The sequence below is a fragment of the Pseudomonas sp. QE6 genome, assembly GCF_041379005.1.
Classification (GTDB): Bacteria; Pseudomonadota; Gammaproteobacteria; order Pseudomonadales; family Pseudomonadaceae; genus Pseudomonas.
On record NZ_CP166873.1, the window covers coordinates 6023663 to 6048894 of the forward strand.

The 25232-nt window shown below is 64.6% G+C and carries 27 protein-coding genes; 15 read left to right on the top strand and 12 right to left on the bottom strand.

Annotated features, from left to right (window positions below):
* The first annotated feature begins 3 nt into the window (after positions 1-3).
* From ACAW63_RS27495 to ACAW63_RS27525, 7 genes are all read left to right on the top strand, one after another.
* Positions 4-783, top strand: a complete 780-nt coding sequence (locus tag ACAW63_RS27495) for a DUF4123 domain-containing protein (protein ID WP_371230637.1) — start codon at positions 4-6, stop codon at positions 781-783.
* Positions 780-1331 (top strand): DUF3304 domain-containing protein, encoded by a 552-nt coding sequence (locus tag ACAW63_RS27500; protein WP_371230639.1) that lies wholly within the window; start codon positions 780-782, stop codon positions 1329-1331. The genes ACAW63_RS27495 and ACAW63_RS27500 overlap by 4 nt, the downstream gene beginning before the upstream one ends.
* On the top strand, positions 1316-1855 hold the full coding sequence (locus ACAW63_RS27505) for a DUF3304 domain-containing protein (RefSeq protein ID WP_371230641.1): 540 nt from the start codon (positions 1316-1318) through the stop codon (positions 1853-1855). Before ACAW63_RS27500 ends, ACAW63_RS27505 begins: the two co-directional genes overlap by 16 nt.
* Complete coding sequence (locus tag ACAW63_RS27510; RefSeq protein ID WP_371230642.1) at positions 1840-2379, top strand: DUF3304 domain-containing protein; 540 nt, start codon at positions 1840-1842, stop codon at positions 2377-2379. The genes ACAW63_RS27505 and ACAW63_RS27510 overlap by 16 nt, the downstream gene beginning before the upstream one ends.
* Positions 2364-2903, top strand: coding sequence for a DUF3304 domain-containing protein (locus ACAW63_RS27515; RefSeq protein ID WP_371230643.1), 540 nt, complete (start codon positions 2364-2366; stop codon positions 2901-2903). The genes ACAW63_RS27510 and ACAW63_RS27515 overlap by 16 nt, the downstream gene beginning before the upstream one ends.
* Complete coding sequence (locus tag ACAW63_RS27520; RefSeq protein ID WP_371230644.1) at positions 2888-5464, top strand: DUF2235 domain-containing protein; 2577 nt, start codon at positions 2888-2890, stop codon at positions 5462-5464. The genes ACAW63_RS27515 and ACAW63_RS27520 overlap by 16 nt, the downstream gene beginning before the upstream one ends.
* 166 nt (positions 5465-5630) lie before the next feature.
* A complete protein-coding gene (locus tag ACAW63_RS27525; RefSeq protein ID WP_371230645.1) occupies positions 5631-6833 on the top strand; it encodes a glycosyltransferase family 4 protein in 1203 nt (400 codons plus the stop codon).
* Positions 6834-6835: 2 nt separating this feature from the next.
* Here ACAW63_RS27525 and ACAW63_RS27530 read toward each other — a convergent pair whose 3' ends face one another.
* The 4 genes from ACAW63_RS27530 to ACAW63_RS27545 form a co-directional block, all read right to left on the bottom strand.
* Complete coding sequence (locus tag ACAW63_RS27530; protein ID WP_371230647.1) at positions 6836-7795, bottom strand: DegV family protein; 960 nt, start codon at positions 7793-7795, stop codon at positions 6836-6838.
* Positions 7796-8287: 492 nt separating this feature from the next.
* Entirely contained in the window at positions 8288-9400 is a 1113-nt protein-coding gene (locus ACAW63_RS27535; protein WP_371230648.1) for an NADH:flavin oxidoreductase, read from the bottom strand.
* An 81-nt stretch (positions 9401-9481) separates the two neighbouring features.
* Positions 9482-10072: a TetR/AcrR family transcriptional regulator gene (locus ACAW63_RS27540; RefSeq protein WP_371230649.1), complete on the bottom strand. Its 591-nt coding sequence runs from the start codon at positions 10070-10072 to the stop codon at positions 9482-9484.
* A 75-nt stretch (positions 10073-10147) separates the two neighbouring features.
* The gene (locus ACAW63_RS27545) at positions 10148-11038 is read right to left on the bottom strand and encodes a LysR substrate-binding domain-containing protein (RefSeq protein ID WP_371230651.1); all 891 of its coding nucleotides are present in this window, start codon (positions 11036-11038) and stop codon (positions 10148-10150) included.
* A 107-nt stretch (positions 11039-11145) separates the two neighbouring features.
* Here ACAW63_RS27545 and ACAW63_RS27550 point away from each other — a divergent pair, with 107 nt between their 5' ends.
* Both ACAW63_RS27550 and ACAW63_RS27555 read left to right on the top strand, forming a co-directional pair.
* The gene (locus tag ACAW63_RS27550; RefSeq protein WP_371230652.1) at positions 11146-11451 is read left to right on the top strand and encodes a carboxymuconolactone decarboxylase family protein; all 306 of its coding nucleotides are present in this window, start codon (positions 11146-11148) and stop codon (positions 11449-11451) included.
* 4 nt (positions 11452-11455) lie between these two features.
* Positions 11456-11863 carry a tautomerase family protein gene (locus ACAW63_RS27555; RefSeq protein ID WP_371230654.1) on the top strand — a complete coding sequence of 136 codons (408 nt, stop codon included), beginning with the start codon at positions 11456-11458 and terminating at the stop codon, positions 11861-11863.
* On the opposite strand, the gene ACAW63_RS27560 is transcribed toward ACAW63_RS27555, so the two are convergent.
* The 3 genes from ACAW63_RS27560 to ACAW63_RS27570 form a co-directional block, all read right to left on the bottom strand.
* A complete protein-coding gene (locus ACAW63_RS27560; protein ID WP_371230656.1) occupies positions 11850-12590 on the bottom strand; it encodes a nitroreductase family protein in 741 nt (246 codons plus the stop codon). The genes ACAW63_RS27555 and ACAW63_RS27560 overlap by 14 nt on opposite strands.
* 112 nt (positions 12591-12702) lie before the next feature.
* Positions 12703-13188, bottom strand: a complete 486-nt coding sequence (locus ACAW63_RS27565; protein WP_331319233.1) for a glutathione peroxidase — start codon at positions 13186-13188, stop codon at positions 12703-12705.
* Between the two features lie 214 nt (positions 13189-13402).
* On the bottom strand, positions 13403-13888 hold the full coding sequence (locus ACAW63_RS27570) for a peptidylprolyl isomerase (protein ID WP_275608515.1): 486 nt from the start codon (positions 13886-13888) through the stop codon (positions 13403-13405).
* Between ACAW63_RS27570 and ACAW63_RS27575 the strand changes: the two genes are divergently transcribed.
* From ACAW63_RS27575 to ACAW63_RS27590, 4 genes are all read left to right on the top strand, one after another.
* Entirely contained in the window at positions 13857-14189 is a 333-nt protein-coding gene (locus ACAW63_RS27575) for a DUF3565 domain-containing protein (protein WP_243806424.1), read from the top strand. The two genes, ACAW63_RS27570 and ACAW63_RS27575, sit on opposite strands and share 32 nt — an antisense overlap.
* Positions 14190-14191: 2 nt before the next feature.
* Positions 14192-15382: an acetate kinase gene (locus tag ACAW63_RS27580; RefSeq protein WP_371230659.1), complete on the top strand. Its 1191-nt coding sequence runs from the start codon at positions 14192-14194 to the stop codon at positions 15380-15382.
* A gap of 60 nt (positions 15383-15442) precedes the next feature.
* A complete protein-coding gene (pta, locus tag ACAW63_RS27585; RefSeq protein WP_371230660.1) occupies positions 15443-17569 on the top strand; it encodes a phosphate acetyltransferase in 2127 nt (708 codons plus the stop codon).
* An 80-nt stretch (positions 17570-17649) separates the two neighbouring features.
* On the top strand, positions 17650-18564 hold the full coding sequence (locus tag ACAW63_RS27590) for an acyltransferase (protein ID WP_371230662.1): 915 nt from the start codon (positions 17650-17652) through the stop codon (positions 18562-18564).
* A gap of 132 nt (positions 18565-18696) precedes the next feature.
* On the opposite strand, the gene ACAW63_RS27595 is transcribed toward ACAW63_RS27590, so the two are convergent.
* The 3 genes from ACAW63_RS27595 to ACAW63_RS27605 all read right to left on the bottom strand — a co-directional run bounded on the left by ACAW63_RS27595 (position 18697) and on the right by ACAW63_RS27605 (position 21232).
* The gene (locus ACAW63_RS27595; RefSeq protein ID WP_275608519.1) at positions 18697-19407 is read right to left on the bottom strand and encodes an OmpA family protein; all 711 of its coding nucleotides are present in this window, start codon (positions 19405-19407) and stop codon (positions 18697-18699) included.
* A 92-nt stretch (positions 19408-19499) separates the two neighbouring features.
* Complete coding sequence (locus ACAW63_RS27600; RefSeq protein ID WP_371230664.1) at positions 19500-20141, bottom strand: MBL fold metallo-hydrolase; 642 nt, start codon at positions 20139-20141, stop codon at positions 19500-19502.
* Positions 20142-20212: 71 nt separating this feature from the next.
* Positions 20213-21232: an AraC family transcriptional regulator gene (locus ACAW63_RS27605; protein WP_371230666.1), complete on the bottom strand. Its 1020-nt coding sequence runs from the start codon at positions 21230-21232 to the stop codon at positions 20213-20215.
* 121 nt (positions 21233-21353) lie between these two features.
* On the opposite strand from ACAW63_RS27605, the gene ACAW63_RS27610 reads away from it, so the two are divergent.
* The gene (locus ACAW63_RS27610) at positions 21354-22193 is read left to right on the top strand and encodes a metal-dependent hydrolase (protein WP_371230668.1); all 840 of its coding nucleotides are present in this window, start codon (positions 21354-21356) and stop codon (positions 22191-22193) included.
* A gap of 343 nt (positions 22194-22536) precedes the next feature.
* On the opposite strand, the gene ACAW63_RS27615 is transcribed toward ACAW63_RS27610, so the two are convergent.
* Positions 22537-23475 (bottom strand): alpha/beta fold hydrolase, encoded by a 939-nt coding sequence (locus ACAW63_RS27615; protein WP_371230669.1) that lies wholly within the window; start codon positions 23473-23475, stop codon positions 22537-22539.
* Positions 23476-23547: 72 nt separating this feature from the next.
* Positions 23548-24192 carry a TetR/AcrR family transcriptional regulator gene (locus ACAW63_RS27620; RefSeq protein WP_371230671.1) on the bottom strand — a complete coding sequence of 215 codons (645 nt, stop codon included), beginning with the start codon at positions 24190-24192 and terminating at the stop codon, positions 23548-23550.
* 99 nt (positions 24193-24291) lie between these two features.
* On the opposite strand from ACAW63_RS27620, the gene ACAW63_RS27625 reads away from it, so the two are divergent.
* On the top strand, positions 24292-25167 hold the full coding sequence (locus ACAW63_RS27625) for a hypothetical protein (protein WP_371230673.1): 876 nt from the start codon (positions 24292-24294) through the stop codon (positions 25165-25167).
* Positions 25168-25232 lie beyond the last annotated feature (65 nt).

The window sequence follows — 25232 nt, forward strand, 5'->3', positions numbered from 1 at the left end:
GCTATGCAACCCAGAAACTCGGCCTGGTTCGATCATCTGATCGAAGAAGCTCAAGCGAACCGACTCGGCCATATTGACCTTTTGCTCGACGCCACGGGCTTGGCCGCACCGCTTCCTGCGGCATCAACTCCTCAGTTGAACGCACGGTTATTCGATAACACGCCGGAGCAAGCCTTGGCTGAGCAAGGTGCGCATTTACGGCGGATCAGTCTGGATGACCCGGCTCAGCTCGCCGCAGCCCACTCTCTCATCGACATGCTGGGTGCCGGTCGAGTACTTGCCCTGCTCAGCAAATGGCCGTTCGAACCTCTCGCCACGCATCTGCGGCACTGCACCCAGGCTCATTGGGGTAAGGAACGCCATAACGGGTTGTTGCGGTTCTACGATCCAAGGCTCTTGCGCACCTGCTGCGAGACTTTGCTGCCGAACCAGTCTGCCTGGTTCCATGCCCCTGCGATCGCCTGGTACTGGCGTGACAGTACCGGCCAACCTCAGCAGTGGGCCGGACAGCCGCAGCCCCCTGAAGATACGCCCTCTCCTTTGCCAGCGCTTCACCTGAGCGATTCGCAGTTGTTCGAACTGGTGGCCTGGAGCGAGGCCGTGCGCTTCTGCGACAGCCAGGCATTGACGCATCGAGATGTGGGTCTACCAAGCCAGGATGCGCTGCATCGCCATGTCAGCAGTGGAATTTGGGCCGCACAACGGGAACAGATCATGGATTCAGACCGGGATGAGTTTCTGCTCGATTGGATCGGACAACAACATCAAAGGGACCTGGTATGAGTCGGCATTTCAGAGGCAGCGTGACTCGCGCCTGTAAGACTGCGTTGGCTGTGATCACCTGCTCCTGGCTTGCTGGCTGCACGGCAGCCCCGCCAGAGAATCTTCCAACCCCTATCGAGGGCTACAACCACACTTCGGCGGCGATCAACCGATTCACTGTCAATGGAGCTGGCGGTTCAAACTTCGGCCCACATTCAGGGGGCGGGAGTCAGACGTGTTGCGTTTCTCTACCGACGAAATGGCGTCCTGGCCTGAAGGTAGTCATTGAATGGGAGAAGGACCCTGATCCACGCGCCTACGGGAAGTGGCCAGAACCCCTGTTCTCGGATGCATGGCGCAAGCGCATGGCAGAGCATGAAACTCACTATACCCATCATCGCGCAGTAGTGGAGCTCCCTCCCTACGACAGAGTCGGCGCTGTCGTCGTGCATTTCCTGCCTTGTGATCAAGTTAAGGTCGTCGCCTCGCTCTATGTCTATGGACATCCGCAATACGCAATTAAAGAACCGCTCAACATGGAAGAGCCCAAGACATGCCCAAACAGCTGAACTCCCGCGTACAACACGCGCTGCTCATCGCAGTAGCGTCCTGGATCAGCGGCTGCACGGCAGCCCCACCGGAGAACCTTCCGACGCCCATCGAGGGCTACAACCACACTTCGGCGGCGATCAACCGATTCACCGTAAATGGCGGCGGCGGCCCCAACATTGGTCCACATCAGGGAGGGGGAAAGCAAAACTGCTGCGTTTCTCTACCGACAAAATGGCGTCCTGGGCTGAAGGTAGTCATTGAATGGGAGAAGGACCCTGATCCACGCTCCTACGGGAAGTGGCCAGACCCCCTGTTCTCGGATGCATGGCGCAGGCGCATGGCAGAGCATGAAGCTCACTACACCCATCATCGCGCAGTGGTGGAGTTGGAGCCGTACGGCGAATTCGGCTCACTCGATGTCCACTTCTTTCCCTGCGACGTGGTGAAGGTCGCCACCAGCAATGCCACCTATGGCCAGCCTGGATACAGGCATAACGAACCGCTCAATATGGAAGAGCCCACGACATGCCAAAACGGTTGAGTTCTCTCGTACAACACGCGCTGCTGATCACAATAGCGGTCTGGATCAGCGGCTGCACGGCAGCCCCACCGGAGAACCTTCCGACGCCCATCGAGGGCTACAACCACACTTCGGCGGCGATCAACCGATTCACTGTCAATGGAGCTGGCGGTTCAAACTTCGGCCCACATTTAGGGGGCGGGAGTCAGACGTGTTGCGTTTCTCTACCGACGAAATGGCGTCCCGGTCTGAAGGTAGTCATTGAATGGGAGAAGGATCCTGATCCCTATGGGAGCCAATACTGGCCACAGCCAAGGTATTCGGATGCTTGGAGTAAAGCCGCAGCAGAGCATGAAACTCACTACACCCATCATCGCGCAGTAGTGGAATTGGAGCCGTACGGCGACTTCGGCTCACTCGATGTCCACTTCTTCCCCTGCGACGTGGTGAAGGTCGCCACCAGCAATGCCACCTATGGCCAGCCTGGATACAGGCATAACGAACCGCTCAATATGGAAGAGCCCACGACATGCCAAAACGGTTGAGTTCCCTCGTACGCCGACTCCTTCTACTTGCAGCAACATCGTGGTTTGGCGGCTGTACAGCAGCCCCGCCAGAGAATCTTCCAACCCCTATCGAGGGCTACAACCACACTTCGGCGGCGATCAACCGATTCACCGTCAACGGAGCTGGCGGTTCAAACTTCGGCCCACATTTAGGGGGCGGGAGCCAGACGTGTTGCGTTTCTCTACCGACGAAATGGCGTCCTGGGCTGAAGGTAGTCATTGAATGGGAGAAGGACCCTGATCCCTATGCCTATGCGAAATGGCCTGAGCGCCCTTTTAGCGATGCATGGAATCGGAGGATGGAAGCCTCCAAGGCGGAGTACACCCGACATCGTGCGGTGGTGGAGCTCCCTCCCTACGACAGAGTCGGTGCTGTTGTCGTGCACTTCTTTCCCTGTGATCAGGTGAAAGTTATTGCGACGCTCCACGCATACGGGCATCCGCAGTACGCCATCAAAGAACCGCTCAATATGGAGGAGCCCACGACATGCCCAGCCCCTTGAAAAACACCGCGGCACAGGCCGTCAGCAGCCCGCTGCACATGCGTGAAGGCGGGCTGCTACCGCGCACGCCCAAAGAAGTAGCCGCCAACCGCAGAATGCAGGATCGGCTCTATACGCAGGCCATCGTGCGGGACAAAGAAGCTGCGCAGAAGGCTGGAGACTCCCCGACAATGCTGCCTTGCGCGAAGGTGTTGCATGTAAGCATGTTCTTCGATGGCACCAACAACCACGAGCCTTCGGACAGCGCAGCCAATCCGAGAACAACCACAAACGTTGCCCGGCTTTATCACGCAGCTCTTGGAGCCGGCAATGGCATGGAAGGCAAAGTCGCCAGCGAGAAAGGCTTTTACCGCTACTACATGGCCGGTGTTGGCACGGAGTTTCCTGAAATTAAAGAATTTGAGCCATCCGACGGCGGGCTGATGTATGCCACTGGCGGGGAGAACCGTATTAACTGGGGGCTGACACGCCTTCTGGATGTTTTGCATCAGGACCTTTCCGGCTCGTTCCTCGATCAAAGCGATGCTTGGGCGCTGGTCGACGAAATGGCGACCAGCAAAGCCCTGGAATGGGCTAGCTTGGGTCAAGCCAGTGATGGCAAAGGCAACCGTGCCGCCGCCATGACTCCAAAAATGCAAGAGTTGGAGCAGGCAATTGCAGCAAGGCCCAAACCGGAACTGCTAGGTCTTCAGTTATATGTCTACGGCTTTTCGCGGGGTGCAGCCGAAGCTCGTACCTTCGTCAACTGGCTGGCTGAACTGACTCGGCAGGCAGACGATAGATACCGCTTTGCCGGCATCGATCTGAGTGTGGAGTTCCTGGGCATCTTCGATACCGTTGCCTCGGTAGGTGTCGCTGATCTGGCTCCGTTCGCTGACGGGCACATGGGCTGGGCCAATGACTCACAGCGACTGCCTGACGATGAAACATTCCTGAAGCGCTGTGTACATCTGGTCGCCGCCCACGAGCAACGAGCCTGTTTCCCGCTGGACTCAATCCGTAGAAAGGCGCGCCCCGACGATTCCGCTTGCCCTTCGACCTACCGTGCTGGCACCCAAGAGTTCATCTATCCCGGCATGCACTCCGACGTTGGTGGTGGGTATCCACCCGGCGACCAGGGCAAAGCTATCGCTGGTGGAAATTTCGTTTTGTCCCAGGTCGCGCTACACCACATGTACAGTGCCGCCTATCAGGCAGGAGCACCATTGCAAGCCCCCCAGATAGCTCTCAACCCGGAGCAGCAGGAAAACTGGCCGTGGTTGGTAATGGCTAGGACCACATTTGATGAGTTCAACATCGCTGATGGTTTGGTTACCCGATTCAACACCTGGGTCGATCAACTCAGCAGCGGCCCTCTCGAACAGGTGATGTTCAAAGAGCTTTGCCTGATCACCGGTTGGCGTATCGATCGATTTGCCTACGGCGGCCAGGCACGCCAGCCATACGCCCAACCGCGCGGCAAACAACGCGATATGACTCCAGCAGAAGTCGACGCCTTCGAAACACTGCACAAGTATCAGTTGGCCGAAGATGCCGCTGCCCGAGCCGGCAAAGATTTGCCTGTCCTGAGCGAAGCTGACCAGAAGAAGCGAGACGACGCGCAAGCAATTCGGGCGCGATACGAAGCGGATGTCGGCGGCGATGCGAATGCTCCATTGAACACCAACAAGACCTTCGATCCGCCGCTCGAACAGCGGCAATTGGCGAATGCCGCCAAGGAGTTTCGCCGCGACTACATCCCGGAGTGGTCGTTCGGTGGTGACGGTGGCTGGAGTACCGGCACGGCAATGAACGTGCTGTTGGGTGGCTTGATCTACATGACCAACGACGTGGATGAAGCCGAGGAGTACGCCACGCTGCGTGAAGGTGGGGAGAAAGCCTATAAGAAGCTCTTTACCCCGGCAGGCTTCCCGGCCAACGAGACATCTGCTCAGCTCATCGCATTGTTCGATGATCAGGTTCACGACTCGCGGGCCTGGTTCATGAACGCCCAGATGAACGAGCGCGAATTCTGGAGCGACTACTTCCGCTATCGCTGCATCTTCTTTGATCAGGAGTCCAACCGAAACCTCTCCCTGCTGGCGAGAGGAATGCAGGTGGTCGGAGTGGGTATCGCACTCGCCAGTATTGGCCTGAGCGTCAAACGCCGAAATCCGAAATACCTGGTGGGCCTGTTCCTGCCTTCCCTGGGCATTCCGGTAATGCGGGGGAAAGTCGGCTTCCCGGAAATCAGCGCCTTCGATTCGCTCACCGGCCTGGCGCTGCCAATGGTGGAAGTCGCCAGCGAACTGCGGGCCTTCAGCAAGGACACGGCGCCGGCGCAGAAACTCGCCGCCGCCCTGCCATTGCCCGAACCGCTCAGCGCCGCTACCGCCGTCACACCGACACTGCAGACGATCCTCCAGGCTCACGAAGCCGCCAACGAAAGGGCTGCACAAAGCCTGGGGGCGGTCGACGACGCCGGCAAGACCACCGAGGGCGCCGGCTGGCTCGACAAGGTGAGCGACCTGCTGGACGACGTCGCCGCCGCTAGCGAGTCCGGCTCCGCGCCAACCGGGTAACCCTCAATCCTAGAAACGATCGCCAGCAAGGGGCGCAGCGTCGGCACCTGACCAGGGCGAATTATCCAGGCGGACAGGCTCCTGCCTGGATGTCCCGTCACCGCCTGTCACCTATCGATCATCGCATTGTCATCGGCGCGCCACCGCGCGTCGCGACACTGCGAGCATGACCACGAAGCCCCTGCGCATTGCGCTGATCAGCGAAACCTTTCCGCCAGAAATCAACGGCGTCGCCAACACCCTCGGCCGGCTGGCGGCGGGGCTGTTGCGCCTGGGCCATCAGATCCAGGTGGTGCGGCCCCGGCAGCAGTGCGACGGCGGGCGCCATAGCGACGCCGAACTGGTGCTGACCCGTGGCTGGCCGCTGCCGGGCTATCCGGGGTTGCAGTGGGGGCAATCCTGCCTGCACAAGCTGCTGCACCACTGGAAGGGGCTGCGCCCCGACGTGCTCTACATCGCCACCGAAGGCCCGCTGGGCCTGGCCGCCCTGCGCGCCGCGCGGCGCCTGCGGATTCCGGTGATCAGCGGCTTCCACACCAATTTCCAGCAGTACAGCGCGCACTATGGCTTCGGCCCGCTGATGCGCCTGGTGACCCTCTACCTGCGCTGGTTCCACAACCGCACCCAGCAGACCCTGGTGCCCAGCGCCAGTCAGTCGCTGGAGCTGCAACGGCGTGGCTTCGAGCGCCTGGCGCAGCTGTCGCGCGGCGTCGACAGCCAGCTGTTCCAGCCCGGCCGCCGCGACGATGCCCTGCGCCGCGAATGGGGCCTGGGCGAGCGCGATATCGCAGTGTTGCACGTGGGCCGGCTGGCGGCGGAAAAGAACCTGACGCTGCTGGGCAGCAGCTTCCGCGCACTGTGCGCGGCGCACCCGCAGCTCAAGCTGCGTCTGGTCATCGTCGGCGATGGCCCGCAGCGCGCCCATCTGCACAAGGAACTGCCCGAAGCGGTGTTCTGCGGTCTGCAACGCGGCGAGGAGCTGGCGCGGCACTACGCCAGCGGCGACCTGTTCCTCTTCCCCAGCCTGTCGGAAACCTTCGGCAATGTGGTGTTGGAGGCGCTGGCTTCGGGCCTGGCCGTGGTGGCCTTCGACCAGGCGGCCGCGGGGCAGCACATCCGCCATGGGCACAACGGTGCGTTGGCGAGCCCGGGGGACAACCAGGGCTTCTTCGACGCGGCCAGCTGGTTGCTGGAAGACCCCGAGCGCCTGCGCCGGGTGCGGCTGAACGCCCGCCACCACGCCAGCCATCAGGCCTGGGACGCGGTGGTGGAGCGCTTCGAAAGTTATCTACAGGAAGCCTGCCGCCTGACGCTGTCCGGGAAGACCACCCGCCTGGGGCCGGTGGGAGGATCTTCCGTAAACAAGTGAGGTCAGGCGAAGGGGATCGGCTGCGCCGCGAACGACAGGCTCATGGCGCCCGCCCCCAGGTTGATGCCGCCGGTGGGGCTGAGCATCGCCAGGTGTACCTGCACACCCTTGGCCTGGCACGCCGCTTCCAGCGCGGAAAAGCCCGGCAGGTCGCGCAGCGCGGAAGGATCGCCGGCGTAGCTCAGGCACATCTGCGGCGCCAGCAGCTCGCCCGCCTCGACCCGTGCGCGAGCGAAGTTGAGCAGGCGCTCGGCGGACTTCTCGTAGTTCGGCGATACCGACACCGGCTTGTCCTCGCCCTGTACCAGGCTCAGCACCGGCTTCATGTCGAGCATCGAGCCGATGCCGAGGAAGGCGCCGCGCAGGCGATCGCCGAGGCTGCTGCGGTCGCCCTTCTGGAAACCACGGCGGCGGATGTGCCCCAGGTCGCTGGCGACCAGGAAGGTGTTCATCTGCTGGCTGAGCTGCTCCAGGCGGGTGCGCACGGCGTTGGGATGCTGGTCTTCGCCGAGCAGGCGCACGCCTTCGGCGGCCAGCACGGCGAGGCCGGCGAACACCGTCTGGCTGTCGATCACCCGCAGCGCGAAGGGCCCTGTGATGCCGGCGGCTGTGCGGCGCTCCTTGTAGCTCTGCAGCAGGCTGAAGGACGCCTGGGTAGCGTGCTCGAAGATCGGGCTGCGCTGGCTGGTGACGGTCAGGCAGATGACGTAATCGAAGTCGGTGACCAGTTGTTCCAGGAACCAGTCGTGGGTCTGCGCCGGCGTCAACGGCTCGCTGCCGTCCTCGGGGCCGACCTTGGGCAGGTCCTGGGAGTAGAACTTGAGGGTGGTGTCGGGATCGCGATCATCGACGATACGGCGCTCGCCCAGGCGAATGCCGATGGGCAGGACGCGAATGTTGTTGGCAGCGAGGAATTCGGGGGGCAGGTCGCAGGTCGCATCGACCACCAAGCCAATCCGCATGGCTTACTCCTATGGCCGTATCCCGGCCTATTGTTGTGTGAACGCGGTCATACAATGCCCGTTTCAGACCCTTAAGTCAGCATGCGGAAAGGTGGGTCTCGGAAAAGATTTGTAAACGCCTAGGACGGGGCTTTCAGAGCATTCATACAATTTATGAACCGTCATAATCCAGACGCAGATTACCGGGGAGAGAGCCTCACATCTAGGAACGGAGCTTGTCCACGAAATCCGCGGCGCAGGAACTCAATGCCATAGGGAAATACCAGGGCCGCCCGCCCCAACACCGGCCCTGCCGGCTGATCGCGGATAAGATCCGCTCCTACGCGAGCCGAAACCACGGAGCCGACCTGTAGGAGCGAGCTTGCTCGCGAACATGCCCCGCAGCGGAGGTTGGTTCGCGAGCAATAACGATGGCGTCCCCCTCGCTCCTACGAAAAGCCAAAAGCCCCTGGCACCGTCGGCGCCAGGGGCTTTTTCACATCAGGTCGCGAATCAGGCCAGCGACATCAGCGCATCACGGCTGAACGGCTTGATGTCGGCCAGGCGACCATCGCGCACCTTCAGCGCCCAGTCCGGATCGACCAGCAGCGCACGGCCGACAGCGACCAGGTCGAACTCTTCCTTGTTCAGGCGCTCCAGCAGGCCCTCGATGCCCGAAGGCTGGGCGACTTCCTGGGTGTTGCCGAAGAAGGCCAGGAACTCGCTGCCGTCCAGGCCGACGTTACCCACGGTGATGGTCGGCTTGCCGGTGAGCTGGCGGGTCCAGCCGGCCAGGTTGAGCTCGGAGCCTTCGAATTCCGGAATCCAGAAGCGGCGGGTCGAGCAGTGGAAGATATCCACACCGGCGTCCGACAGCGGTTTGAGGAAGGCTTCCAGTTCCTCGGCAGTCTGCACCAGACGGGCGCTGTAGTCCTGCTGCTTCCACTGGGAGAAGCGGAAGATGATCGGGTAGTCGGGGCCGACGGCCTCGCGCACGGCGCGGATCAGCTCGATGGCGAAGCGCGAACGGTTGGCCAGGCTGCCGCCGTATTCGTCGGTACGCTTGTTGCTGCCGTCCCAGAAGAACTGGTCGATCAGGTAGCCGTGGGCGCCGTGGATTTCCACGCCGTCCATGCCGATGGCCTTGGCGTCGCGGGCGGCCTGGGCGAAGGCGGCGATGACGTCCTGGATATCTTCCTTGGTCATCTCATGGACCAGCACGGTGCCGTCCTTGATTTTGCCGCTGGGGCCATAGCCCGGGACGCTGGCATCCGGCTCGGTACCCAGGCGGCGCACGGCGCCGACGTGCCAGAGCTGCGGGACGATCTTGCCGCCTTCGGCATGCACGGCGTCGACCACCTGCTTCCAGCCGGCCAGGGCGTCTTCACCATGGAAGCGCGGCACGTTCGGGTAGCCGTTGGCAGCCTTGTGGTTGACCGTGGTGCCCTCGGTGACGATCAGGCCGACACCGGCGGCGGCGCGGCGGCGGTAGTACTCCACCACCTGGGCGTGGGGTACGCCGCCCGGGCTGAAGTTGCGGGTCATCGGCGCCATCACGATGCGCGTGGGCAGTTCCAGGTCGCCCAGGCGGAAGGGCGAGAACAGGGTGTCTACGGATGCGGTCATTGAAGTCTCCATGACGGCCAGGCGACCGGTCGTCTCATTCTTTTATGAAGGGCTTTGAAGGGTTGGGATGACTCAGGCAGATCAGGTCTGAAGCAGGTACTCCAGGCGTTCGATGAAACGTTCCACGGGTTTGAGCGAGGCGCTGACCTTCAGCCGCGCCAGCACACCCTGCCAGGCATTGCCGACGAACTCAGCCAGGTGCTCGACGTTCTCCGCGGCCGGCAACTCACCGGCGCGCTGGGCCTCGGCGAGGCAGCCGCGCAGGGTATCGATGGACTGCTGCAGGATGCCGTCGATGCGCTCGGCGATGGCCGGCGACAGCTCGGCCATCTCATAGCTCAGGCTGCCGATGAGGCAGTGGTATTCAAGCTTTTCCTGGCGGGCGAAGTGCGCCAGCAGTTCGCGGTAATAGGTGAGGATGCGCGCACGCGGGCCCAGCGCCGGGTTGCCGAGGGCTTCGGCGTAGCGGGCCAGGCGCGGCGCGTAGAGGTGCTCCAGGGCCTGCAGGGCGAAGTCTTCCTTGCTCTCGAAGTAGTGATAGAAGGAGCCCTTGGGGATGCCGGCGGCCTGGACGATGTCCTGCACGCCGGTGCCGTGGTAGCCGCAACGGGTCATCGCCAGGGAGCCCTTGGCGAGGATCAGGTCGCGTTTGTCGAGTCGGATGCTGTTCATGGGGAGCGAGAATATGACCGGTCGTCTCGCTTTTCCCAGCATCATTGATCGCGGTGATTTTCCCTCAGAAGCGGATCAGCGAAAGTCCGGACTATCCAGCAGCTCGGCAACGCCTTCGCAGAGCAGTTCACGCAGGCGCGCCACCACCGCTTCGGGCTCGGCCTCGCCGCTATGCAGGCACAGCCCCAGCGGCGCCATGACCGGCAGCCCAGCGCGTTCAGGGTCGAGCCGCTCGACACTGGCCGGCAAGCCGATGGGCGTACGCAGGCCAACCCCCAACCCGGCCGCCACCGCCGCCCAGATACCGGACAGCCCGGCGCTGGTGAACGCCACACGCCAGGCGATGCCGGCGCGGTCCAGCGCCTCCGTCGCCGCGCTGCGCAGCAGGCACGGGGCCTCCAGCATGACCAGGGGTAGCGGTTCCGCACCGGGCACGGGCAGGCTGCCGGGCGCGCCGATCCAGCATTGCGGCACGGCGCCGATGCGTTCCATATGCGCCGTGCGCTCGCCGGTTTCCCAGGCCAGCACCAGGTCCAGCTCGCCGTTGCGCACGCCTTCGATCAGTTGCCGGTTGCGCGTCGTGCGCACCTCGATACGCACCTTGGGATGGGCGCGGGCGAAGCGGGCCAGTACGGCGGGCAGCAGGGTTTCACCGAAGTCTTCCTGCAGGCCCAGACGCACCCGGCCCTCCAGCGTGCCGCCGCGCAGGGCGCCGGCCGCTTCGTCGTTCAATTCCAGCAGGCGGCGGGCATAGGCCAGCAGGGTCTCGCCCGCCTCGGTCAGCGCCATGCCGCGGCCTTCACGGCGCAGTACCGGCGTGCCGGCCTGCTCCTCCAGCTTCTTCAGCTGCGCGCTGACGGCGGATGTGGAGCGCCCCAGGCGATCCGCCGCGCGGGCGAAGCTGCCTTGCTCGATACCGGTGACGAAGGTGCGCAGTACGTCCAGGTCGAAGTTGATGCGGGCCATGGCAACCATCCCAATTAATCGAACCATCGATCAAATATTTCCCGATTTTCCGAACAAACCTGCCGCGCTAGCCTGATTCCGTCAAGCCACAGAAGAGGAACAGCACAATGTCTTTTCCACCCCGGGTTTCCCCCGCCCTGCGGCGCCAGGCGCCGAAACTGGCGCAGATCACCGAGGACGTGCTGTTCGGCGATATCTGGCAGCGCCCGCAGCTGAGCCCGCGCGAGCGCAGTCTGGCGACCGTCGCCGCGCTGGTCGCGCAGGGGCGACTGGAGCAGTTGTCGTTCCATCTCCAACTGGCCCGCGACAACGGCTTGACCCGCGAGGAGCTGGTCGAACTGATCACCCACCTGGCTTTCTACAGCGGCTGGCCCACGGCCGCTTCCGCTCTCAACCGTCTCGACGAGGAGTGACACCATGCCCACCGTTCGCATCTCCCTGCGCAAAGGCAAGCAACCGCAGTACCTGCGCGAGCTGGCCGATACCGTCTACGACGCCATGCACGAAGCCTTCAACGTGCCGGCGCACGACCAGTTCGTGATGATCCACCAGCATGAACCCGAGGAATTCGTCTACGACCGTGGTTACCTCGGCGGGCCACGCAGCGATGACTTCGTACTGATCGCCATCACCATCGGCCGCCCCCGCGACGCGCAGACCAAACAGGCGTTCTACCGGCACCTGAACGCGCTGCTGGGCGAAAGGCTGGGGATCGCCAGCGAGGACGTGATGGTACAGATCACCAGCAGCGAGGCGGACGACTGGTCGTTCGGTGGCGGTCGCATGGGCGTGCTGACCCGCCCCGACGAAGTCAGTGCCAGCTGACGCGCTGCTCCAGCGGGAAGCGCAGGCGCGCGTTGTAGACGCCATTGTCGGCGGCGCGCCCCACCGCCAGCAGCATGATCGGCACGGCGCGGCGGGGAATATCCAGCACCTTGCGCAGTCGCACTTCGTCGAAGCCCTCCATCGGGCAACTGGCGAGGCCGTGGCTCTGCAGGGCGAGCATCAGGTTCTGCGCCGCCAGCGCGGTGGACTTCACCGCCCACAGGCGCATCTCCGCGTGGCTGTTGGGCTGGCGCATCAGCGCACGGCGCAGGCCGACGAACGCATAGAGGGTGCGCTTGAACAGCCCGCGCAGGCCGAATGTTCCCTGGTTGTACTGGAAGGGCGCGGTGCGCTGGTAGAAGTCCCGCACCTTCTCCGGCACCTGCGGCTCCGGCCACTGGTCGAGGATCGCCGCGCAGGACTCGCGCCAGGTATCCGGGCGCGCCAGCACGGCGATCAGCACCGGCGCCGTGCGCGCCGCGTTCTGCCCCAGGCACACCGGCACCAGCTTGCGGCGCAGCTCGACATCGCGGATCACCTGGAAACTCCATGGCTGCAGGTTGCAGGCGTTGGGCGCGAGCACCGCCTGCTCCAGGCAATCGCGCAGCACGACGTCCGGCACCGGTTCATCGAGGAAGCGCCGCACCGCGCGGCGCTGTTCGATCAGCGCGCGCAACGCATCGGGGGTTGCGGGCAGGCAGGATGATTCGGCGGCGAAACGGCTCATGACGGACTCCTCGGGCAGGTCGCCCGATTAAGCCGCCACGCTCGGCGCGGAACAAGTCGAGTGGGAGAAATGCCGGCGGGATTGGCGCAAGCGCCCTCTCCCGCCGGAAGGATCAGGCGCCCAGCGCCTTCTCGATGGCATGCACCAGCGCGGGATCGTCCGGCGCGGTGCGCGGACTGAATCGCGCCAGCACGCGGCCGTCCGGGGCGAGCAGGAACTTTTCGAAGTTCCAGGTGATGTCGCCGGGGAACTCGGCGCCCTCACCGGCCAGCAGCCGGTACAGCGGATGGCGTTCCGAACCGTTGACGTCCAGCTTGGAGGACATCGGGAAACTGACCCCGTAGTTCAGCGAACAGAACGACTGGATCTCGGCTTCGCTGCCAGGCTCCTGCCCGGCGAACTGGTTGCACGGCAGGCCGAGCACCACGAAACCCTGATCCTTGTATTGCTGGTAGAGATTCTCCAGACCGGCGTACTGCGGAGTCAGGCCGCACTTCGAGGCGACGTTGACCACCAGCACGACCTTGCCCTTGAGCGGGGCCAGCGGCAGATCCTGGCCGTCGAGCCCTTGCAGCGTCAGACCGTGAAAAGCGCTCATTGCTTACTCCTTGAAGAGGTAGGCACAGCGTGCCCGCGCAGGGGCGGACAGCGGGTCCGTCGCTCTGCGCCATCCCAATCGATACGGGAAAAAATGCCCTGGCCTTGTTGCACTAGAAAGGCTGCATGAGAAAGGCGCCCGAAGGCGCCTTTCCCAGATGAGCTTAGCAGCTCAATGATGGCTTCACCCGGTCATATCCGACCGGTGAAAACGATCAGTGGTGGTGACCACCTTCGCCGTGGATGTGGCCGTGGGCGACTTCTTCGGCGGAAGCGTCACGCACGTTGACCACCTTCACCTTGAAGTTCAGGCGCTGGCCGGCCAGCGGGTGGTTGCCGTCGACGGTCACGTCGTCGCCGTCGATGTCGCGGATGGTGACGATCTGCATGCCGCCGTCCGGAGCGGAAGCGTGGAACTGCATGCCGACTTCCAGCTCGTCCACGCCTTCGAACATTTCACGGGTCAGGGTGGCAACCAGTTCGGCGCTGTACTCGCCGTAGGCGTCGGCCGGCTCGATGGTGACGTCCAGCTCGTCGCCAACCTGCTTGCCTTCCAGGGCCTTTTCCAGGCCGGCGATGATGTTGTGGGCACCGTGCAGGTAGACCAGCGGAGCGCCGCCGGCGGAGCTGTCGATGACCTCACCTGCGTCGTTGGTCAGGGTATAGTCGATGGAAACCGCCTTGTTGGCCGCGATCTGCATGGTGCGAAACCTTTCTGATATAGAAGTTGAGCGCGCAAGTTTACGCTGCGACGCCCCCGAATGCGACCCGAAGACGGACGGACGGGACAACGCGGACGCCCCGCGCCTGCTTGACTTTCATCAGGATGAAGACGGGTACTGGGTGGCAGTCTTGTCCTGCGGCCATACCCAGCACCTGCGGCACCAGCCACCCTGGCAATCCCGGCCCTGGGTGCTGGACCCGCAGCAACGTCAAGCGCAGATCGGCCGGCTCTTCCCCTGCGGCTGGTGCGCCAAGGAACAGAACAGCGACAAGGAGTAGGCATGCCGGCACGCAACATCCTGGTGATCAACTGCGGTAGTTCTTCGATCAAATTCGCCCTGGTTCGAGAGGGGCGCGACGACTTCATCCTCCACGGCCTGGCCGAACGCCTCGGCTCCACCGGCGCCAGCCTGCGCTGGCAGGGCGAGGGTGACGCGCAGCCGCAGACCCTGGAACTCCCCGGCGGCGACCACCAGGCCGCCCTCGCCCGCCTGCTGCCGCTGGTGAACGAGGCCGCCCAGGGCGAGCTGCACGCCATCGGCCACCGCGTGGTGCACGGCGGCGAACGCTTCACCCAGGCCTCGCGGCTGGATGACGAAGTCCTGGGCGCGATCCGCGAAACCTCGCCGCTCGCGCCGCTGCACAACCCGGCCAACCTGCTGGGCATCGACGCCGCCATGGCGCTCTACCCGAACCTGCCGCACATCGCCGTGTTCGACACCGCCTTCCACCAGAGCCTGCCCGAGCGCGCCTACCGCTACGCCATCCCCGAGCCGCTGTACCGCGAGCAGCACGTGCGCCGCTACGGCTTCCACGGCACCAGCCACCGCTACGTCAGCCACATGGCCGCGGAAATGAGCGGGCTGGCGGTGGGCGACAGCAACTGGCTGTCGGCGCACCTGGGCAACGGCAGCTCGACCTGCGCCATCGCCAACGGCCAGAGCCGCGACACCAGCATGGGCCTGACTCCGCTGGAAGGCCTGATGATGGGCACCCGCTCGGGCGACGTCGACCCGAACCTGCACAGCCACCTGGCCCGCACCCTGGGCTGGAGCCTGGAGAAGATCGACCACATGCTCAACCACGACAGCGGCCTGCTCGGCCTGTCGGGGCTGTCCAACGACATGCGCACCCTGGAGCACGCCCGCGAACAGGGCCACGCCGGCGCGGCGCTGGCCATCGAAGTATTCTGTTACCGATTGGCCAAGTCCCTCGCCTCGCTGACCTGTGCGCTGCCGCGCCTGGACGGCATCATCTTCACCGGCGGCATCGGCGAGAACTCGGCCCTGGTGCGCAACCTCACGGTGAAGCACCTGCATGTACTCAATCTCGAACTCGACGGCGAAGCCAACGCCCGCTGCGTGCGCGGCGTCGGCGGGCCGATCCACCTGCCCGGCCATCCCCGGGTGCTGGTGATCCCCACCAACGAGGAACGGCAGATCGCACTCGACACCCTGGCCGTCCTCGACTGAAGATTCCAGGGCCTGCCCCACAAGGGCAGCGCCCTTTCCCGCACGGCTTAAGGAGCCCGGATGCACACCTTCTTCCTCGCGCCGACCGGTTTCGGTGTCGGCCTGACGTCCACCAGCCTGGGCCTGATCCGCGCCCTGCAACGCGCCGGCCTGAAAGTCGGTTTCTTCAAGCCCATCGCCCAGCCCCACGCAGGCGACGATGGCCCGGAACGCTCCAGCGAGCTGGTCGCCCGCACCCACGGTCTCAATGCCCCCACTCCGCTGTCGCTGGCCAAGGTCGAGCGCATGCTCGGCGACGGCATGCTCGACGAGCTGCTGGAGGAGATCGTCGGGATGTTCAACCAGGCGGCGGAAGGCAAGGACGTGATGATCGTCGAGGGCATGGTCCCGACCAAGCACGCCAGCTACGCCGCGCGCATCAACGGGCACCTGGCGCGCAGCGTGGACGCCGAGGTGATCCTGGTGTCGGCGCCGGACAACGAGACGGTGAAGGAACTGTCCGACCGCATCGAAATCCTCGCCCAGCTGTTCGGCGGCCCGCGCGACCCGAACCTGGCCGGACTGATCGTGAACAAGGTGCGCGGCGGCGAAAGCGACGACGCACCGCGCGACGCGGAGGCCGCCGCCCGCCTGTTCGGCGAACGCCTGAAGGAACACTCGCCGCTGCTGCGCGACGGCGACGTGCGCCTGCTCGGCTGCATTCCCTGGCAGGACGAGATGAACGCCCCGCGCACCCGCGACGTGGCCGACCTGCTGGATGCCAGCGTGCTCAACGCCGGCGATTACGAACAACGCCGCGTGCAGAAGATCATCCTCTGCGCGCCCTCGGCGCCCAATACAGTGCACCTGCTCAAGCCCGGCGTGCTGGTGGTGGTGCCGGGCGACCGCGACGACATCATCCTCGCCGCCTGCCTGGCCGCCATGAACGGCGTGCCGCTGGCCGGCCTGTTGCTGTGCTCGGGGCTGACGCCGGACGCACGGATCATGGAACTGTGCCGCAGCGCGCTGCAGAGCGGCCTGCCGGTGCTGACGGTGAAGACCGGCTCCTTCGACACCGCCGGCGACCTCACCCGGATGAACAAGGAAATCCCGGTGGACGACCGCGAGCGCGCCGAGCGCGTCACCGAATTCGTCGCCGGACACATCGACTTCGAGTGGCTGAAGGACCGCTGCGGCGCGCCCCACGAGCTGCGCCTGTCACCGCCGGTGTTCCGCTACCAGTTGACCCAGCGCGCCAACCGCGCGGGCAAGCGCATCGTCCTGCCCGAGGGCAGCGAACCGCGCACCGTGCAGGCCGCCTCGATCTGCCATGCGCGTGGCATCGCCCGCTGCGTGCTGCTGGCCAAGCCCGACGACGTGCAGGCGGTGGCGCAGATGCTCGGCATCGTGCTGCCCGAGGACCTGGAGATCATCGACCCGGACCTGGTGCGCAGCCGCTATGTCGAGCCCATGGTCGAACTGCGCAAGGGCAAGAGCCTGAACGCGCCGATGGCCGAGCAGCAGCTGGAAGACAACACGGTGCTGGGCACCATGATGCTCGCCCTGGACGAAGTGGACGGCCTGGTCTCCGGCGCCATCCACACCACCGCCAACACCATTCGCCCGGCGCTGCAGCTGATCAAGACCGCGCCCGGCTACAACCTGGTGTCCTCGGTGTTCTTCATGCTGCTGCCCGACCAGGTGGTGGTCTATGGCGACTGCGCGGTGAATCCCGATCCTTCGGCCAGTGACCTGGCGGAGATCGCCCTGCAGAGTGCCGACTCCGCGCAAGCCTTTGGCATCACGCCGCGGGTGGCGATGATCAGCTACTCCACCGGCGACTCCGGAAGTGGCGCAGATGTCGAGAAAGTGCGCGAAGCCACACGCATCGCGCAGGAAAAACGCCCCGATCTGTTGATTGATGGCCCCTTGCAGTATGATGCCGCCGCCATCGCCAGCGTCGGTCGCCAGAAGGCACCCGACAGCCCGGTGGCCGGACGCGCCAACGTGTTCGTGTTCCCCGACCTGAACACCGGGAACACCACCTACAAGGCGGTCCAGCGCAGCGCCGACTGCGTCAGCATCGGGCCGATGCTGCAGGGGCTGCGCAAACCGGTGAACGACCTGTCGCGCGGCGCGCTGGTGGACGACATCGTCTACACCATCGCGCTCACCGCGATCCAGGCCGACAGCGGCAGGGACGGCTGACAACCACGGCACGAGGATGTGCCCGAGAACGCTTCACGCGCCCGGTGGACCGGGCGCCCACGTACAAGGACCATTCCTCGATGTTGAGTTTTCTTCCTGCCACCCTGCGCGGCATCCTCGCCAGCCTCATCCTGTTCGTCAGCACGCTGTGCTGGGCAACCCTGCTGTTCAGCATGACCCTGGTGAAGATCCTGTTGCCGTTCGCAGCCGCACAAAGCGTCTGCAGCAAGATCATGAGCCTGATCGCCGAAGGCTGGATCGGCTGCAACAAGGGCTGGATGAACCTGGTCCGCGACACCCGCTGGGACGTCAAGGGCCTGGAAGGCCTGGAGTACGAACACTCCTACCTGGTCACCAGCAACCACCAGAGCTGGGTCGACATCCTCGTCCTGCAGTACCAGCTCAACCGCCGCGTGCCGCTGCTGCGCTTCTTCCTCAAGCAGGAGCTGATCTGGGTTCCGATCATCGGCCTGTGCTGGTGGGCGCTCGATTTCCCCTTCATGAAGCGCTACACCAAGGCGTATCTCGCCAAGCACCCGGAGAAGAAAGGCAAGGACCTGGAGACCACCCGCAAGGCCTGCGCCAAGTTCAGCCGCATCCCGGTGTCGATCTTCAACTTCCTCGAAGGCACCCGTTTCACCCAGGACAAGCATGACGAGCAGGCCTCGCCCTTCCGCTACCTGCTCAAGCCCAAGGCCGGCGGCATCGCCTTCGTCCTCGACGCCATGGGCGAGCAGCTGCGCACCCTGGTGAACGTCACCATCCACTACCCCGACGGCCGCCCGACCTTCTGGTGCCTGCTGTCCGGCAAGCTGCGCGAAGTGGTGGTGCGCTTCGAGGAGCTGGAGATTCCGCGCCAGTTCGTCGGCAAGAGCTATGACCAGGACGAGGGTTACCGCGCCGAGTTCCAGCTGTGGGTGAACCAGCTGTGGGAGCGCAAGGACCAGATACTGGCGCAGCTGCACCGCGAGTTCCCGGCCGCTGCCAAAGCGTGAGTTTTTTGTAGGAGCGAGCCCCGTGCCACGTGCAACCCAGGAACGTAGCGCGTACAACCGTGACACGAATTACCCAAAAAAAGACGCCCATGAAAAAGCCCGCCAATCGGCGGGCTTTTTCATGGGCGGCGCTTACTGCTGGTACTGCTGAGTCTGCGCGCCCGGCAGGGCCTTCAGGTTCACTTCGACGCGGCGGTTCTGCGCGCGGCCGTTGGCGTCGGCGTTGGACGCGATCGGCTGGTCCGGGCCCATGCCGCGGGTGCTCACGCGGGTGGAGTCCACGCCCTGGGAGGTCAGGTAGGCGGCCACGGACTGCGCACGACGCTGGGACAGGTCCATGTTGTGCTGGCGGCTGCCGGTGCTGTCGGTGTAGCCGACGATCTCGATGCTGTTCTGGTTGAACTCCTTGAAGGAGTTGGCCAGGTTGTTCAGCGGAGTGTAGAAGGACGGGGCGATGTTCGCCGAGTCGGTGGCGAAGGTGATGTTGCCCGGCATGATCAGCTTGATGTCATCGCCCTGGCGCTCGACCTGGACACCGGTGCCCTGCATCTGCTGGCGCAGCTTGGCTTCCTGCTTGTCGGCGTAGTAGCCGTAACCGGCGGCGGCGGCACCGATGGCGGCAGCGCCGATCATCGCGCCCTTGCCACGGTTGTCGTGGTTGATCGCGGCACCGGCGACAGCGCCGGCCAGCGCGCCCAGGGCACCGTACTTGGCGGTCTTGCTCATGCCACCCTCGGCCGGGGCCTGGGTGTTGGGATCATAGGGGTTCTGGGAAGCGCAACCGGCCATGAGAGCGAGGACGGTGGCAGCCGCAACCATGGACAGACTACGTGCAGTGAACATGAAGGAAGACTCCTGGATAACGAAATCGCCCGATTGGGCGCTGGTTAGATCATACAACAGCGAAAAGATTCAATTTTCCTTAACGCGCGCCATCAGGCCCGAATGAAGGGGTTCTCGCGCATCTCGTCGCCCAGGCATGTATCCGGGCCGTGACCGGTCACCACGGTGGCCTCTTCGTCCAGCGAATACAGGCGCCCGCGGATGGAGCGCTCGATAGTGGCGTAGTCGCCGCCCCACAGGTCCGTGCGGCCGATGCTGCGACGGAACAGGGTGTCGCCGGCGATCAGCAGCTTGTCCTTGGGGAACCAGAAGCTCATCGAGCCCGGCGTATGCCCCGGCGTGTGCAGCGCCACGCCGCAACCGCAGGCCAGTTCCTCGTCATCCGCCAGCCACTGGTCCGGCGACGGCACCGGGGTGTAGGGCACGCCGAACATGCGGCACTGCATCTCCAGGTTGTCCCAGAGGAACTGGTCGTCCTTGTGCAGGTGCAGGGTCGCGCCGGTCTTCTCCTTCATCTGCCCGGAGGCGAGGAAGTGATCGAGGTGCGCGTGGGTGTGGATGATGCTGACCACCTTCAGCCCCAGCGCGTCGAGGCGCTGCAGGATGAGTTCGTGGTCACCGCCCGGATCGACGACGATGGCCTTCTTCGTCAGCGGGTCGCCGATGATGGTGCAGTTGCACTGCAACGGGCCGACGGGGAAGGTTTCGCGGATCAGCGCGGGCTGCTCACTCATCACAGGCTTACTCGATGGCTTGGGCGGACCGGCATTTTCGCCGATTCCACCCTACCCTGGCGAGTCATGAGTCAGGTATCGCGACGGTAGTCCGTGGGCAGCTTGCCGGTCCACTTGCGGAACGCACGACGGAAGTTCGACGGGTCGTTGAAGCCCAGCAGCAGCGCGATCTCGTAGAGCGGCAGGTGCGTGGTGGTGAGGTACTGCAGGGCCAGGCGCTTGCGCACGTCGTCGAGCACTTCCTGGTAGGTGGTGCCCAGGTTCGACAAATGTCGACGCAGGCTGCGGCCGCTGGTGTGCAGCTCGCCGGCCACGGCCTCCAGGTCGGGGAACTCGCCGGGACGCGCCAGCAGCAGGCGGCGGATGCGGGTCAGCAGCCCCTCCTGCACGTCCAGCGTGGCCAGCAGGGCCTCACACTGCTGCTCGCACATCTGCACGGTGGCCGGGTTGGCCAGGGCCATGGGCCGCGCCAGGTACTCGCTGGGCAGACCGATGAAGTGAAACGGCTGGTCGAACAGCACCTGGCAACCAAACACCTCGGCATAGCGCTCGACATAGTCGGGCTCGGCGTGAGCAAACCCTACGCTGACGCCTTGCAGAGGCTCGCCGACCAGGAAGCGGGCGATGGTGTGCAGGCTGGTCATCAGACCTTCGGCGGCGAAGCGGCTGGTGGGCCCGAGCGGGATCGACTCACTGGCGCGCAGATAGGAAACGCCGCCGTCTTCCACCATTTCCAGGTCGTAGGCCAGGCCAAGCACCCGGTAATACTTCAGGGCGAAACCGATGGCCCGTTCGAGGTTGGCGCTGGAGAGCACCGCATAACCGAGAATGCCATGGGTGGAGACGTTCAGCCGCTGTCCCAGCAACAGGCCGAAGGCCGGTTCATTACAATGCGCCAGGGCCGCGCTGGAGAGCTGGTGGAAGTCGACGAAAGACAGGCGGCCATTGGGGCTTTGCAGCACCTCGGGGCGCACGCGGGCCAGCTCGAACAGGCGCGCGCGGGGCACGCCCAGTTCCTCGGCAAGATCGAGCAGGGCCTGCGCATAGGCGACGGGCACCAGTTCGGCGGTGAAATTGAGCGGTTGTTTCATCGTTTTTCTTGTGTCGACCGCTGGCCGGATATGACCGGAAAGTTGGCAGACAATAACCTTGTGACGCTTTCCCCACAAGCCCACAGTACTGACCATGGACAACCACAACAATGGAGCCGCCATGGCCAGCACCACCCCCGCGGGACTGGAAATCAAGCCCCGGCATATGGACTTCGATCTGCCCGATCCGCTGCCGCGCCACTGGCATGGCGGGGACGCCTTCAAGTCCCATCTGTTCGATGCGATGTCGGTGCTGTTCCCCGACGGCGAGCGCTTCTTCATAGACTCGGTGCGGCAGTTCCGCGAGGACATCACCGACCCGGTGCTCAAGGAGCAGATCCGTGGCTTCATCGGTCAGGAAGGTCACCACAGTCGCGAGCACCTGGTATACAGCCAGCGTCTGCGCGAGCAGGGCTACGACATCACGCGCATCGAGAAGCTGGCCCAGGCGCGCATCCGCTTCACCCAGAAGAAATTCCCCGCCAGGCGCCAGCTGGCCGCCACCGCCGCCCTGGAGCACATCACCGCGATCATGGCCAACGGGCTGCTGACCGAGCCGCGCACGATGGAGGGCGCCGACCCGGTGATGCAACGCCTGTGGCGCTGGCACGCGCTGGAAGAAACCGAGCACAAGGCGGTGGCCTTCGACGTCTACAACCAGGTCTGCGGCAGCCGCAAGCTGCTGCGCCGGGCGATGATCATGGCGACCTTCTTTTTCGTTCTCGACACCTTCCGTGGCCTCACCCATATGCTGCGCAAGGACGGCCTGCTGTGGAACTGGCGGGTCTGGCGCGACGGGCTGAAGTGGAGCTGGGGCAAGCACGGCGTGTTCCGCCCGCTGGTCCGCGAGTACCTGGACTTCTTCAAGACCGACTTCCATCCCTGGCAACACAACAACCTCGACCTGCTGCACGAGGTGCGCCGGGAGTACGACCCGCAGCCGCTGGCACACGCGGGCTGAGTTGTTCGCCGCTGCAACCGCCGCCCCGCCTTGTCGGGGCGGTGTTGTTTTCGAGATGCCGGCCTATCGGCCGGTTTCGCGGATAAGATCCGCTCCTACGAAACGATCCGGTGCGACGCGCCTTTAGGAGCAACTGTCTTCTTCGGGAAAGTCAGTGCCGGCATTTCCCCTCACCCCAGCCCTCTCCCGGAGGGAGAGGGGGCAGACCGTGCCGGCTTACGCCAAGGTTTCCTCCTAAACCGAACGGTCCCCTCTCCCGCCTGCGGGAGAGGGTTAGGGTGAGGGGCTCTAGGAAAGCAAAAGCCCGGCACTTGGCCGGGCTTTTTCATGGAGCGGTCAGCGCTCAGGCATGCAGGAAACGCAATGCATCCGCCGCCGACTCCTGGGGAATCTCTTCCATCGGGATATGCCCCACGCCCGGATAGACCTTCACCTCGATCCCCGGCACGTCGCGCTGCCACATCGGCACGTGGCGCGGCGAGATCCAGCGGTCACGCTCGCCCCACATCAGCATCGTCGGCACCTTGAGCCCCGCCACGCGGGTCGGGGTGCCGGTCAGCTCCTCGCGGTTGGCCTTCACCAGCACGCGGAAGATATCGATCATCGCCCGGCGGTTACCCGGACGGCGGCTGATGTCGTAGTAGCGGTCGATCACACCCGGCTTGATCCTGCGCGCATCGCCGTAGACCTCCTTGATGCCCTGGGCCACCAGCGCGCGCGGCATCCACATCGGCATCAGGAAGCCGGCGCCGGGCAACACGGCGCTGGCGATCATCAGCGGCACCTTCTGCATGTAGTAGCCGGCCGGGTCGATCAGGATCAGCCGCTCCACCCGGTGCGGCTGCGCCAGCGCATAGTTCCAGGCGATGTAGCCGCCCAGGGAGTTGCCGGCGATGGAAACGTGCTTGAGGTCCAGGCGGTCGAGGAATATGCCGAACACCTTCACCAGGCGCTCACCGCTGTATTCGCGATCGCGGCCGCCGCCGGTAAGGCCGAAGCCCGGCACGTCGAGGCGGATGATGCGGAAGTGCTCGGCCAGTTCGGCGACCCAGCCGTCCCAGGTGTGCAGCGACGCCATCACGCCGTGGACCATCACCAGCACCGGCTTGTCGCGGCTGCCTTCGTCACGGTAATGGATGTCGAAGCCGTCGACGTTGATGAAGCGCGAGCCGGTTTCCGGCGCGGCGTAGCGGTCCTTCAGCGCGGCCAGCGACAGGGCGCCGAAGCCGTAGCGAGCCAGGCCCTCGGCCAGTGGCGGTTGCAGAGACAGGGTGGCGGACATGGACGAGTGACTCCCGTGCTTGTTGTTCTCGAACCGGGATCACACCACAACCCACTTTCCACCGCGCCCAACCTAGGTAGTGCGTGAGCAGAGCGTCGTCACCAGCAGGTCACCGATGACCTGCTTCACCTCGCCCAGCGGCATGTCGCCGCCCTTGCCCAGCAGCTCCAGCGAAGTGGCCTCCAGCGCCCAGATCAGCGCCTGGTAGGTCAGCGCCGCGTGCCGCACGCCTTCGCCCTGGAAGCGCTCTTCGAGCAACGCCCGCAGCTCACGGTGCGCCTCGGCGCGATGGGCGGCGAGAGGCGAGTCGGTGCGCAGCGCTTCCTCGTGCATCAGGCGGATGATCGGCCCCACCGCCAGGTGATAGTCGAAGAAGCGCTCGACCATCGCCCGCAGCCAGGCGTCGGTGCTGCCGGCGTCGGTGCGCATCTCGCGAAAGCGCATCAAGAGCAGTTGCACCGCCGTGCGGTAGATGCCTTCGAGCACGTCGAGCTTGCTCTGGAAGTACTTGTAGAAGGTGCGCCGCGACACCTTCGCGGCGTCCAGCAGGTCGTTCACCGTGGTATCGGCCAGCCCCTTGGCGACGAACACCGAAATGCTCGCCAACTGGATGTTGGCCCGTTGCAGATGCCCCACCAGCGGCCCGTCGCTCTGGCGCGCCACCGCGCCGATACCGCCGAGGTCCTCGAAGACCGCGTTGACCGCTGCCGACTCCATCTCCCCTCCCCTGCATCACCCAACCAAGGCGCGGGATGACGCCAACCTTCGGCATCGCTAACCTAGGCCGACCGCTCCCCGCGCAAGGAAAGCCCGTTCGTGCCGAACCTACCACGCCGTCTGCTCTGGCCGCTGGCCATCCTTTTGCTGGTTCTCTGCCGCCCCGCCTTCAGCGCCGACCTGTATTACCTCGGGCAGAAGATCCCGGACATCAAACGCCCCTGGACCAGCGCCGACTATCAGTTGCTGATCGACGCGCTGAAGAAGATCGACGAAACCCAGGCCAATGGCCTGCCCCGACGCAGCGGCGAGTTCACCGGGCCGATCTACCAGCGCATGGTCAGCGAGGAGAACTTCCGCCCGCAGCTGAACATCTACGCCCCGCTGGAGCTGCGGCAGAACGAGGCGCGCGAGGTGCTGTTCAAGCTCAAGGAGCTGATGCGCCTGTACTTCGACTTCCGCGCCGCCAAGCAGCCCTACGGTGCCGAGGCGCTGGGCCTGATGAGCTACTCGTTGCGCGAACAGGCGATCCTGTTCAACCTGACGGTGGAGTTCTGGATGACCCTGGCGCAGAACGAGCAACGCAACCCGGTGCGCCTGCAGGGCATGCAGGAAGCCAAGGCGGCCGCCTCGATGCTCACCAGCAGCGCACTGGACTACCTCGGCCTCACCGCCCAGTTCGACCGCCAGGACCTGGTGCTCTATAGCGCCGAGCTGTCCAAGCAGATGCCCGAACTGTTCATCCACCTGCCGGCGGAAGTCCGCGCGCAGTTGCTGATGCGGGTAGACGAGCTGGCGCAGAAGCATGCCTATGCCGAGGTGCGCGAGAACATGCGCGACCTGCTGCCGGTGCTGCAGGCGATCCAGGATGACGTGCAGAAACAGCTGGCCGCTCCAGCCAAGGGGCAGGCAGTGCCGAAAGGGCTGGATTTGAGCGCGCCGGCGGAGCCGGAGAAGAAGAAAGGGGTGATGTGATGCCGGGGCAAGCCCCGAGTCACGAAGAAGCCGGTGGAGCGAGCTGAAAGCTCCATCTCCAATCA